This window comes from Vicingus serpentipes (assembly GCF_007993035.1).
Lineage (GTDB): Bacteria > Bacteroidota > Bacteroidia > Flavobacteriales_E > Vicingaceae > Vicingus > Vicingus serpentipes.
Genome location: NZ_VOOS01000001.1, coordinates 414,297 through 426,976, shown reverse-complemented (window position 1 = coordinate 426,976; position 12,680 = coordinate 414,297). Strand labels below are relative to the sequence as shown.

Sequence of the window (12,680 nt, the reverse complement as noted above, 5' to 3'; positions counted from 1 at the left end):
AACGTCAAAACTTTGTTTTGGCGTTGCCTGCTCAAAGAACAGGACTTCAATTTATCGCTAATTGCCCTATTGGCTATACACCTTGTTGGCAACTGGCTTTTTTAGTTAGTATTATTAAAGATTAATCGGGTCTTTCAGGAATATAAACAACATCAACTTCTATATTATTTCCATATGTTATTACTATTGAACATAATACAGAAACACTTTCCCCATTTTGGGTAGCAGGTTTCATCACAGGTGTTTTTCTAAGCACTCTTAAGATTTCTGCCTGAACAGTTACTTCTGAATCCCTCACTTTCATACCAGTTAAATTTCCTTTTTCGTTGATTATAAAAAATGCTTCTACCTGTTTTGGCTCTGAAAGATTTAAATCTTTAGATACACTCAAGTTAAACTCTCGCTTAATAAATGTCGATACTTTTTCATTAAAACATTCTCTTGTTTCTTCTATTGAGAGATCTTCACAACCATTATACACTGGGGCAAGTTCTACATCTTTTAATATCATACTATTGTCACTAGTATAAGTTGCTAAACCGTCATCATGCGAAACTATGCTACATAAACTTAATAAAGCCTGTTCCTCTTCTTCCGTCATATTTCCTTGTGCCATAACTTGTTCCTGAACAGCATTTATTTTCATCATTAAATCACTTTCTGTGTTTTTTTCCGAGTTGGATTCTTCCTTACAGGAAAAGAATAATAGAACCATAAAAATGGTTGAAACGACTATTAAATAATGTGATTTAAATTTTGTTTTACGATGAAATTTATACTTCATAAGTTTTTGTTTTTTTAGCTTGTTGCCAACGTTGTTCTTGGAAACGTTTTAATGTTTCTTAAAACATTTTGTTAAACGAAGTTCGAGAATTTTAGGGATAAAGTCAAGCTTTGTTAGTAACTATAATAATAGGATTGTCATTTAAATCTGTAGCCGCAAAAACATAATTGTTACCGCCATCAGTACAGTTTAGTTTCTTTTTAATTTGAGCTACAGAATCTATAAAATTTCGACAAGTAATATTGGCTTTTTTTATACCTAATTTTTTAAAAGCTTTAGGTTGGTAGGGCAAAACGGTATTTATTTTAAAGCATCTACCAGGGAAATTTCCCACTAAATTTTCTGAAGTATAAAGATGTGTATGTTGAGCTATTTTTTTGAGTTGGTATTTTTGGGCAATACTTTTAAAAGCTCCAGCTTTTAAAATGGAAGTGTTTGGTTCGTAAAGGTAATTTAAAGGTTCAGAAAAGTGGGTACTACAATTTTCTTCATTGGTATAATTAAAAGAAAATACTTGATTTATTTTTCCAATATTAATAGTGTTAATATTAGGTTCTGATGGCGTTTCTTTATCAACTAAATATAATACTTCTTTGCATTCGTTGTTTAACGATACAACCCATATTTCACTAACATTTTCTAATTCTTTTATAGATTGTTTTATGTCTAAAATTGGTGAGGTTTTAATTAAAATTTTATCAGCAATTTTTAAAATTTCCTCTTGTAAATCAATTATATTAGGAATACAATCCGAGAGCATAAATACTTTTTCACTTTCATTTCTTCGGCTAGGGTCAATATAGGCAATATCGAAATGTTGTGTGTTGTTGTTTAGAAAATCTTCGGTAGTAGTATTTTTAAAATTAATGTTTATTGCACCTAAAGTTTTAAAGTTTTGTTGAACCACATTAAATAATTCAACATTTGGTTCAAGATAAGTTACCTCTTTAAATTGTTTAGAAAAGTAGTAAGTATCTATGCCAAAACCACCGGTTAGGTCAATTAAATGAGATTCAGGGGTAAGCCCTGAATGACGTATGATTTTAGTTTTAAAAGTGGCAGTTTGTTCGCTTGAACATTGCTCAATACTAATTGTTGCCGGGTAAATTATGTTGTTATTTTGGTAAAACTCAGGAAGTTTTTTTTGCGCTTTTTGTAATCCGTTTATTTGGTTAATGATAAAATTTTTATCTAATTCGGGATGTTTGCTTAATGTTAAAGCGATTTCTGGTAACGATTTTGTTTTGTTAATTTCAATAAAAGCAATTTCTTTTTCCATCGCTAATTATTGAGTAAAGGCATAACTAATAATATTTGCACCCATTTGTAAGGCTTTTGTTCTTTTTTCTTCAGAATCGTTATGCACTTCCGAATCTTCCCAGCCATCACCTAAATCACATTCAAAATCGTAAAAGCAAACTAATCGGTCTTCGTAAATTATACCAAAACCTTGAGGTGATTTGTCATCGTGTTCATGTATTTTCGGTAATCCTTTGTTAAAATCATATTTCTGATGATAGATAGGGTGAGAATAAGGTAATTCAACAAATTCTAACTCAGGGAAAACCAATTTCATTTGAGAGCGAAGAAATTTATCCATTCCATAATTATCTGATATGTGTAAGAATCCGCCTCCAATTAAATAGTTTTTTAAATTTTCAGCTTCTTCGTTATTAATAATGATATTCCCATGACCAGTTAAATGGATAAAAGGATAGTTAAATAATTCTGGACTGCTAAGCTCTACAATTGCTTGTTCGGTATTAATATTTGTTTTTAAGTTTTGATTACAAAACTTGATAAGATTAGGTAGTGAGGTTTCTAAATTAGCATACCAATCTCCACCACCATTATATTTAACTACTGCTACTTGATAACTACTTGTTTGAGCAAAAAGTGTACTTGGATTAATGAAAATCACAAGAATGAGAATAAATAATATTTGGTTTAAAAACTTACTCATTAATTAAATTTAAGATATTACATGCAACTAGTCCTGCTGTTTCCGTTCTTAATCTACTTTTTCCTAACGAAATAGGAGTAAAACCATTGTTTAAAGCCAATTCAACTTCTTGTAAACTAAAATCTCCTTCTGGTCCGATTAATACCACGCAATCTTTGCTTCCTGGGTAGATTTCTTTTAAATGTTTTTGGTTTTCATTATAGCAATGAGCGATATATTTCTCTGTTGTTTCGGGGATAGAGTTTACAAAGTTTTTAAAGTTTATTGAATCATTAATTAAAGGTAGAGTAGCTTTTAAAGATTGTTTCATTGCCGAAATTGCTCTTTTTTCAAGTCGTTCCGTTTTCAAAAATTTTCTTTCTGAATGGTCACAAATAATCGGACTAATTTCAGAAATTCCAATTTCAGTTGTTTTTTCGATAAACCATTCAAGTCTATCGTTGTTTTTTGTAGGAGCTATTGCAATATGAATTCTCGGCTTATTGTTTTCCTCTTTTTCGTGCTTAATAATTTTAACCTCACATTTTTTTTGGTGGGCATTATTAATTTCAGCTATGTAAAAAGACCCTTTACCATCTACTAAGCAAATTTCATCACCTTGGTTTAGGCGTAATACTTTAATAGCATGTTTAGATTCTGTTTCATCTAAAACAAAGGTATTCGTGTTGGTAATATTTGGTGTGTAAAAAATATTCATCTTAATGTAAAGCGAAGGTAAACATTTGCAACAAAAAAAGGAGCTAAAATATTTTAGCTCCTTTTTTTGTTACCAATAATGAATTAATGTAATTCTATGTCTAAAGGCATACGGGCCATTACACCCGACTGATGACTAATATCTTGTACCTTTTTATAGTACTTATATTCGTTGCCTAAAGTTTTTGTTAAAATTTTAGCTTCAATGTTACTAGTTAGTTCTTCCATTATTTCTTCAAATGGATCTTTTCTTTTTGGATAATCAATCAAATTGTAATCATCTAATTTTGCTGAAGTTTTTGCAATTTCGATTGCTCTTTCTAACCCGCCAATTTCATCTACTAATCCAATTTTTAAGGCATCTAGTCCAGTCCAAACTCTACCTTGTCCAATAGCATCAACTTCTTCTTTAGTCATACCTCTTCCTTCAGCTACTTTTGTAATAAAGTCGTCATATATTTTTTCAACTCCTATTTGTATAATATCTCTTTCTTCGGCAGTTAGAGGTTTAAAAACGGACATAATATCACCATGTTTATTTGTTTTAACTCTGTCGAAAGTAATGCCAAGTTTATTATTCATAAGTCCTTGAGCATTAGGAATTACACCAAATACACCAATAGAACCTGTAATGGTTTTTTCATCAGCAACAATTTTATCAGCAGCACAAGAAATATAGTAACCACCACTTGCAGCAACATTACCCATTGAAACAATTACTGGTTTTGCTTGTTTAGCCAATACAACTTCTCTCCACATAATGTCAGAAGCCATAGCACTTCCTCCAGGAGAATTAACTCTTAAAACAATTGCTTTTACATTTTCGTCTAATCTTGCTTCTCTAATTGCTTCAGAAATAGTTTCAGAACCCATTACATCATTTTTGCTTTTCCCACTGTTAATTTCACCGCTAGCATAAATAACAGCTATTTGGTTGTCTGATTTTTTTTCTTTCTTAGGAATAAAAGGATTTTTATGTGCTGATTTACTGTATTTTTTCAAGCTTACACTCTTAATTTCTTCATCAGCTTCAATTTTTAATTTCTCTCTAAGTTTCGCAAGTAATTCGTCTTTAAATAAAATATCATCAACTAAACCTTCTGCTTTAGCTATTTTTGCATCTTGTATAGTCATGTTGTCAGCTAATTCATTCAATTTTTCTACGCTTATATTTCTACTTGCAGCAACATCTTTTGTCATGCTTCCCCATGCTGTATTTAAAAGTAATTCGTATTGCTCACGGTTAGCATCACTCATTTTTTCAAGTATGTAAGGTTCTACAGCACTTTTAAATTTACCATGACGAATAATTTGCATTTCAACATCTAATTTTTCTAATGCATTTTTAAAAAACATTAATTCAGACGATAAACCTCTGTGCTCAACAATTCCTGCAGGGTTTAAGTAAACTTTATCAGAAACAGAAGCTAAATAATACGTTCCTTGCGTATAAATTTCAGAATAACTGATTATCCATTTACCAGATTTTTTAAAATCTAAAAGAGCGAGTCTAATTTCTTCTAGAGTAGCCATACCTCCATTAATGGTAGTTAAATCAAGGTAAATTCCTTTTATTTTATCATCAGTTTTTGCTTTTCTAAGTGATTTTATAATTTTATCTAAACCAGGACCTTCATTAGATTCGAATGATGAAAAATCGAAACTTTCGAAAGGATTGTTTGATGAACGATCGTTTATTGGATAATCTAATTTAATGTGTAAAATTGAGTTTGCTTCCACTTTTTCAATTTTATCTTTTTTTCCTTCAGATGCCGAAGATATCAGAGAGCCAATCATTCCAAAAAAGATGACCATTGAAATAATACTAGCAAGCATAATTGTGATAAAAGTACCAATCATACTTGCAAACATGAATTTAAAAAATTGTTTCATAACTATTGTTTTGTTATTTGTTTAAGTAATATAATTTTACAAATGTAATTTAACATTAATGCACTAAATAGATTAAATACACCAATGGCATTAACTATTGATAAACGGATAAATAATACCTTAATACTTTCTTTAGGTGGTAATGTTGGCGATGTTAAGGCTCTATTTATTAAAGCCATAAGTAGAGTTGAAGAAGAATTAGGAACTATTGTTAAAAAATCTTCTTTATACGCTACTGCAGCATGGGGAGTAGAAAATCAACCAGACTTTTTAAACCAAATTTTAGAAATAGAAACCGAGTATAAGCCTGAAAAATGTTTAGAGTTAATTTTAGCATTAGAGATTGAATTAGGAAGAATCAGGACTGGAAAAAAATGGGGAGAAAGAGTAATTGATATTGATATTTTATTTTACGGAAGTGAAATTATTGATTCACCTCATTTAAAAATACCACATCCTTTTATTCAAGATAGAAATTTTATATTAATACCGTTAGCTGAAATATGTAGTGATTTAATTCATCCTCAATTAGATAGGCTTATTTCAGTTTTAAAAAATGAATGTAATGACCCACTTGAGGTAACTAAGGTATTTTAATCGTATTAATTTCTTTTATATCTGAAAAACATTGATTATCATTGCAGTTAAAAAAATTAAGAAACACAACCTTTTAAAGAATAATTCTATAAAAATGAAAAACCAAGAAGCAAAGTTATTAGCGTTAGCAGTTGTTACATCTACAGCCTTTATGGCTTGTAACCCATTAGCTAAAATGATAAAAAGACAAGGAGAAGTAAACTATGAACTAACTCCTAATCCAGTAGAAATGCATGGAGATAGTATAGCAATTTCTATCAACGGAAGTTTTCCAGAAAAATATTTTAATAAAAAAGTTTCTGCAAAAATTACTCCTGTAATTGTTTATGGTGATAATAGTGTTGAGTTTGAAGCTTTTAATTTAAAAGGTGAAGATTCAGAAGCAGAAGGGACAGTGATCAATTATGAAAAAGGGGGAAGCTTTTCTCATACAGCTAAAATTCAATACAAAGATGGTATGGGCTTAGCTACTGTAGAATTAAGAGCTACAGGTATGTATAAAGAAAAAACTAAAGATTTAGATCCAAGAAAAGCTGCTGATGGAACAATTATTACTCCACTTGGCGTAATGTCGGCTGATAAAGCTATTATGGGTGCTGATCAATTCAAGAAATTTACATTAGAAGATAATAATGTTGAAATTCACTATTTAGTAAACAACTCTTCTGTTAGAGGAAGTGAAATGAGTGATGCTGATATCAAAGATTTGAAAGCTAAAATGAAAGCTTACAAAGAAGATGTTAAAATGGAATTTAACAGTATGGTTATTGATGCTTATGCATCTCCAGAAGGTGAAATTTCTAAAAATGATAACTTAGCTAATGAAAGAGCTGAGTCTGCTTCTAAAGCTATCATGAATTTATTTAAATCTGCTAAAATTGAAACTACTGCTGATTTTGCTAAATTAACAGGTAAAGGTGAAGATTGGGGTGGATTTAAAACATTAATGACTAATTCAGATGTTAAAGACAAAGAATTAATCATTAGAGTTTTAGAAACTTATTCTGACTTAAACAAAAGAGAAGAAGAAATTAAAAATTTAGCCGCTACTTATACTGAGGTTGCTAAAAAAATTCTTCCTCAATTAAGAAGATCTCAAGTTAATGTGATAATGAAGCATCATAACTTAACTGACGAAGAAATTAAAGTTTTAGTTGATTCTAAAATTGACTCTTTAGATGCTGAGCAAATGTTATATGCTGCTACATTATATGATGATGAAGCTAAAAAAGAATCTATATTCAAAAGCTTTGTAGCAAAATTTCCACAAGATTGGAGAGGACCAAATAACATTGGTTACTTATATGTAGGTCAAAACAAAATAGCTGACGCAAAAGCTGAATTTGATAAAGCTGCTGGAATGGCTGCAACTAATCCTATTGTAAATAATAACTTAGGTGTTTGCGAAAGATTAAACGGTAACTTAGATGCTGCTATGGAATATTACGAGAAAGCTTCAGGAGCTGGATCAGAAGTAAGTCAAAACAAAGGTATCATTAACATTATTAAAGGTGATTATGCCTCAGCAGTATCAAACTACTCAGGTGTAAATTCATACAATGCTGCTTTAGCTAACTTATTAAATGGTAATAATGCTGTTGCAGCAATCATTGATGGTTCTGCTGATAAAGACGAAGCTCAAGCTTATTACTTAAAAGCTATTGCTGGAGCAAGAAGTGGAGATAACGATATGTTGATTAACAATTTAAAAACAGCTGTTTCTAAAAATGCTAAATTGAAAGAATACGCAAAATGGGATGCTGAATTTATTAAGCAAAGAGAAAATGCAGATTTTCAAGCTGCTGTAAATTAAGATATAATTATAGAATTAAAAAAAAGCCCCGATGTTCATCGGGGCTTTTTTTATAGATTAATATATTAGACTCTATATTGTTTCTGCAATTCCCAAATTACTATCCCAGCCGAAACAGAAATGTTTAACGAATGTTTGGTGCCATATTGAGGTATTTCTATCACTACATCACTATTATTAATAACTTCTTGTTCTACACCTTTTACTTCATTTCCAAAAACAATAGCTAGCTTTTCATTTTTGTTTACGGTGTATTTATTTAGCATTACGCTATTTTCGGTTTGTTCAATGCTTGCTATTTTATAGTTCTCTTGTTTTAAATCTTCAATGGCTTTAGTAGTAGATTCAAAATATTTCCAAGTAACCGATTCGGTAGCTCCTAAAGCTGTTTTTTGAATATCACGATGTGGTGGTTGAGCTGTAATACCACATAAATAAATAGCTTCTAATAAAAACGAATCGGCAGTACGAAAAACAGAGCCAATGTTGTTTAAACTTCTAATGTTATCCAAAACAACTATAATTGGTGTTTTATCTTGGACTTTAAATTCTTCAACAGATATTCTGTTTAATTCTTCGTTTTGTAGTTTTTTGTGCATAGTTTTTTAATTGATTTCGAAATTAGTAAATCATAAGTTCTCTATCAACAATTGTCTAATTTCTGTTTATAACTAATGGATTAAAAAATGGGCAGTTTTTAGCCTTTCAGTTAAGTTTGTGTGAATACTTAATTAAACTCGAAAAGTGTCAAAAACCAAAGATAAAGAGACTCCACTAATGAAACAATACAACACTATTAAGGCGAAATACCCTGATGCGATGTTGTTGTTTAGAGTGGGTGATTTTTATGAAACTTTTGGTGCAGATGCTATTAGAGCGGCTAATGTTTTAGGGATTACACTTACAGCTCGTAACAATGGAGGTTCTAAATTAGAATTAGCAGGTTTTCCTCATCATTCTTTAAATACCTATTTGCCTAAGTTGGTAAGAGCAGGAATGCGAGTTGCTATATGCGATCAACTAGAAGCCCCAAGTAAGGATAAAAAGATTGTTAAACGAGGAGTTACTGAATTAGTAACACCTGGAGTTACGTTAAACGACCAAATACTTGACCATAAATCGAACAATTTTTTAGCAGCAGTTCATTTTGATAAAAAAGGAGCTGGGGTTTCTTTTTTAGATGTTTCAACAGGAGAGTTTTTAGTTGCTCAAGGAGATGTTCAATACATCGATAAACTCCTGCATGGTTTTAAACCAACAGAGGTTTTGTTTCAACGAAACTATAAAAAACAATTTGTAGAAAATTTTGGAGAGCAGTTTTATACTTTTTGTTTAGACGATTGGGCTTTTACACAGGATTTTGGTCAAGAAATTTTAAATAAACATTTTCAAACGGCATCGCTTAAAGGTTTTGGAATAGAAGATTTACCTTATGCTATTTCGGCTGCAGGAGCAGCATTACATTATCTTTCGGATACCCAACACGATAAAGTTCAACACATCACTTCACTTTCAAGAATTGAAGAAGATAAATACGTTTGGCTGGATAAGTTTACAATTCGAAATCTCGAATTAATTTACTCGCCTAACGAAAACGCTAAAACTTTAATTGATGTTTTGGATCAAACCATTTCACCAATGGGTTCGCGTATGCTAAAACGTTGGGTAGCTTTGCCTTTAAAAGATATTCAACCAATTAACGACCGATTAACAGTTGTTAGTCAATTGGTAGATGATGTGGAATTGTCTGATGGATTAAAACGAAACATAAATGAAATAGGAGATTTAGAACGCTTAATTTCTAAAGTTGCAACTTCAAGAATTAACCCAAGAGAAGTGGTTCAATTAAAACGAGCTTTGTCGGTTATCGAACCCATAAAAGAAGTTTGTTTAAACCCAAAAAATGAATCCCTTCAAAAAATTGGAGATCGTTTAAATCCTTGTGTAATTATTAGAGATAAAATTGCACAACAAATACAAGATGAACCACCAGTACACATCAATAAAGGAGGAGTAATTGCAGAGGGGGTTAATGATGATTTGGACGGACTTCGTAAAATATTAAACTCTGGTAAAGATGCCCTAGTTGAAATACAAGAGCGAGAAATTGAAAACACAGGGATTCCAAGCTTAAAAATTTCGTTTAATAATGTGTTTGGCTACTACATTGAAGTTAGAAACACGCATAAAGATAAAGTACCAGAAAACTGGATTCGTAAACAAACTTTAACACAAGCAGAACGATACATTACGGAAGAGCTAAAAGAATATGAAAGTAAAATTTTAGGTGCAGATGATAAAATTTTAACACTTGAAACACAATTATTTAACGATTTAGTGTTGGAACTTTCCGATTATATTTCACCAATTCAATTAAATGCTCAACTAATAGCTCAATTGGATTGTTTGTTGTCGTTTGCAACTATAGCAAAACAGTACAATTACACTAAACCAGAAGTAAACGACACAAAAATTATTGAGTTTAAAGATGGTCGCCACCCAGTTATTGAACAGCAATTAGCTGTTGGGGATGAATATGTAGCTAACGATATTTATTTAGACGATTCTACACAACAAATAATGATGATTACAGGCCCAAATATGAGTGGTAAATCTGCATTATTACGACAAACAGCTTTGATTACTTTAATGGCTCAAATAGGAAGCTTTGTACCTGCAAAGCATGCTAAAATTGGCTTAGTAGATAAAATATTTACAAGAGTTGGAGCTTCTGATAATATTTCGCAAGGAGAATCTACATTTATGGTAGAGATGAACGAAACGGCAAGTATTTTAAATAACTTATCAGATAGAAGTTTAATTTTGTTGGATGAGATAGGAAGAGGAACGAGCACTTATGATGGAATTTCAATAGCTTGGAGTATTGCTGAATATTTACATGAACAACCTAAATTAAGAGCAAAAACATTGTTTGCAACGCATTATCATGAGTTAAATGAAATGACAAATGCTTTTAAGCGAATTAAAAATTATAATGTTTCGGTTAAAGAAATTAATAACAAGATTATCTTTTTAAGAAAATTAGTTGCAGGAGGAAGTAACCATAGTTTTGGTATTCATGTAGCTAAAATGGCTGGTATGCCTAAAAAGATGTTGAACAGAGCTCATGAAGTTTTGGCTCAATTGGAAAGCTCTCATGCAGGACAATCAAACAATAAAGCTATAAAATCAGAAAAAACAGAAGATTTTCAACTAAGCTTTTTTCAGTTAGATGACCCGGTTTTGGAAAACATTAAAGATGAACTAATCAGTATTGATATAAATACACTTACTCCAGTTGAGGCTTTAATGAAGTTAAATGAGATTAAGAAAATGGTTGGAGGTAAAGTTTAAACCTTAGTTTTTATCTCAAAACAAGCAAAAGTGAAATTTTGAGTGGTGTCAAAAGGTGTTGAGTGTTCTATTGCTTTCGATTCAATTAAGCGTAATTCTCTAAATGTTGTAATTAAATCTTCTGTATTGTATTGGGTTATTTCTATGCCGCTACATTTTAATGGGCCATTTTTAGAAAAAGTTCCTAAAATAACATAGCCATTTAAGCTTAAACTTTGAGTAATTATTTTAGTGTAATGATTAATCTCTTTTAGGTTAGTTAAAAAATGAAAAGCAGCTCTATCATGCCATAAGTCATATTTTTCTGTTGGGTTAAATGTTGCAATGTCAGAAGCAATCCATTTTACTTTAGTTGAATTGTTTCCTAGCCTTTCTTTAGCACGTTCAATTGCCTTTTCAGAAATATCTAATACCGAAATATTGGTATAACCTAAAGCTAATAAATTATCAACTAAAAAACTATCTCCTCCTCCAATATCAATAATACTAGCATCTTTAGGTAAGTTTAATTTTTTAATAAAATCAAGAGAAGTTTCAGGAGTCGGTTGATACCAACTTACTTCATTTAAACTTTTTGTAGAATAAATGTTTTCCCAATGTGCTTTTCGTTCGGTATTTGTCATTTTTGGTTAATTAAAAATTTGGTGGGTAAATCAGCAGAAAATGTAACCTCTTTGTTCTTGTACTTAAAACTGATAGCCTTTGCGTGTAAAAATAAACAATCATCAGAATAAGTAAGTGGATTGTTTTTGAAATAATTAGGGTCTTTGTAGCCAATATCTCCGACAATTGGAAAATTCAGATCGGCTAAATGTAAGCGTATTTGATTTGTTCTTCCACTATGTGGCGTAACTGATAAAAGTGCTCGTTTTTTTTCAGAATATGTTTTAATTACTTCAAATTCAGTATAAGCATCAATACCATTATTACTAATTTCTCTTCCGCCTGCAGGTGTTTTCTCTAAACTGATTTGAGTATTTGATGAAAAATATTTTTTATTCGGTAATCCTTCCACTAAAGCTAGATATTGTTTTTTAGCTGTTTTTTCTTGTAATTGTTTACTAATAGAATTTGCAGATTCATTTGTTCTACCTAATATAATTACGCCTGTAGTATTAGCATCTAAACGGTGTATTATTTTAAAATCTTCTGAAGGGAAGGCTAGTTTTAGGATTTCAGTTAATGAGTTTTTATTAAACCGACCACTTGGGTGCATTGGAATTGGTGCAGGCTTATTGAGTACTAAAATATTTTCATCACAAAAAATAAATTCAAATTCTGTATTAATAAATGGTTCTGTTTTTGGTTCGGAAAAATGAGTAGTGATATTTCCCCCATAAACCTTAGAAGAAATTTTTGCCGGTTTATTATCAATAAATAGATTGTTGTTTTCGATTTTTTCTATCCATTTTTCTTTAGCAACCATAGGAACGGTTACAGCAAAAAAATCAATAATATTAAAGCCATTGTATTTTTGTTTTACAGCTAGCTTATATGGTGTTGGTGCAGGAATACTTCCAGGTAATGGATCGCAAACTTTTGCTAAGGCAAGTTTAAATTGCTCTTTTGTAATTGTCATG

Annotated in this window: 11 protein-coding genes; 3 read left to right on the top strand and 8 right to left on the bottom strand. The window is 30.9% G+C overall.

Features of this window, described 5'->3' with window-relative positions; genetic code table 11:
* Positions 1 to 121: 121 nt before the first annotated feature.
* The 5 genes from FRY74_RS01895 to sppA form a co-directional block, all read right to left on the bottom strand.
* Entirely contained in the window at positions 122 to 784 is a 663-nt protein-coding gene (locus tag FRY74_RS01895; RefSeq protein ID WP_223265798.1) for a hypothetical protein, read from the bottom strand.
* 103 nt (positions 785 to 887) lie between these two features.
* Positions 888 to 2,063 carry a class I SAM-dependent methyltransferase gene (locus FRY74_RS01890; protein ID WP_147098061.1) on the bottom strand — a complete coding sequence of 392 codons (1,176 nt, stop codon included), beginning with the start codon at positions 2,061 to 2,063 and terminating at the stop codon, positions 888 to 890.
* Between the two features lie 6 nt (positions 2,064 to 2,069).
* Entirely contained in the window at positions 2,070 to 2,747 is a 678-nt protein-coding gene (locus FRY74_RS01885) for a DUF4159 domain-containing protein (protein ID WP_147098059.1), read from the bottom strand.
* Positions 2,740 to 3,444 (bottom strand): 16S rRNA (uracil(1498)-N(3))-methyltransferase, encoded by a 705-nt coding sequence (locus tag FRY74_RS01880; RefSeq protein WP_147098057.1) that lies wholly within the window; start codon positions 3,442 to 3,444, stop codon positions 2,740 to 2,742. The genes FRY74_RS01885 and FRY74_RS01880 overlap by 8 nt, the downstream gene beginning before the upstream one ends.
* A gap of 83 nt (positions 3,445 to 3,527) precedes the next feature.
* The gene (gene sppA, locus FRY74_RS01875) at positions 3,528 to 5,336 is read right to left on the bottom strand and encodes a signal peptide peptidase SppA (RefSeq protein WP_147098055.1); all 1,809 of its coding nucleotides are present in this window, start codon (positions 5,334 to 5,336) and stop codon (positions 3,528 to 3,530) included.
* Between the two features lie 84 nt (positions 5,337 to 5,420).
* Between sppA and folK the strand changes: the two genes are divergently transcribed.
* Positions 5,421 to 5,933 (top strand): 2-amino-4-hydroxy-6-hydroxymethyldihydropteridine diphosphokinase, encoded by a 513-nt coding sequence (folK, locus tag FRY74_RS01870; RefSeq protein ID WP_147098053.1) that lies wholly within the window; start codon positions 5,421 to 5,423, stop codon positions 5,931 to 5,933.
* A gap of 94 nt (positions 5,934 to 6,027) precedes the next feature.
* The gene (locus tag FRY74_RS01865) at positions 6,028 to 7,746 is read left to right on the top strand and encodes a TPR end-of-group domain-containing protein (RefSeq protein WP_147098051.1); all 1,719 of its coding nucleotides are present in this window, start codon (positions 6,028 to 6,030) and stop codon (positions 7,744 to 7,746) included.
* A gap of 65 nt (positions 7,747 to 7,811) precedes the next feature.
* On the opposite strand, the gene FRY74_RS01860 is transcribed toward FRY74_RS01865, so the two are convergent.
* Positions 7,812 to 8,345, bottom strand: a complete 534-nt coding sequence (locus FRY74_RS01860) for an RNA methyltransferase (protein WP_147098049.1) — start codon at positions 8,343 to 8,345, stop codon at positions 7,812 to 7,814.
* Between the two features lie 145 nt (positions 8,346 to 8,490).
* Between FRY74_RS01860 and mutS the strand changes: the two genes are divergently transcribed.
* Positions 8,491 to 11,100 (top strand): DNA mismatch repair protein MutS, encoded by a 2,610-nt coding sequence (gene mutS / locus FRY74_RS01855; RefSeq protein WP_147098046.1) that lies wholly within the window; start codon positions 8,491 to 8,493, stop codon positions 11,098 to 11,100.
* On the opposite strand, the gene FRY74_RS01850 is transcribed toward mutS, so the two are convergent.
* Positions 11,097 to 11,723: a class I SAM-dependent methyltransferase gene (locus tag FRY74_RS01850; RefSeq protein WP_147098045.1), complete on the bottom strand. Its 627-nt coding sequence runs from the start codon at positions 11,721 to 11,723 to the stop codon at positions 11,097 to 11,099. The genes mutS and FRY74_RS01850 overlap by 4 nt on opposite strands.
* Complete coding sequence (locus tag FRY74_RS01845; protein ID WP_147098043.1) at positions 11,720 to 12,679, bottom strand: pseudouridine synthase; 960 nt, start codon at positions 12,677 to 12,679, stop codon at positions 11,720 to 11,722. The genes FRY74_RS01850 and FRY74_RS01845 overlap by 4 nt, the downstream gene beginning before the upstream one ends.
* Position 12,680 lies beyond the last annotated feature (1 nt).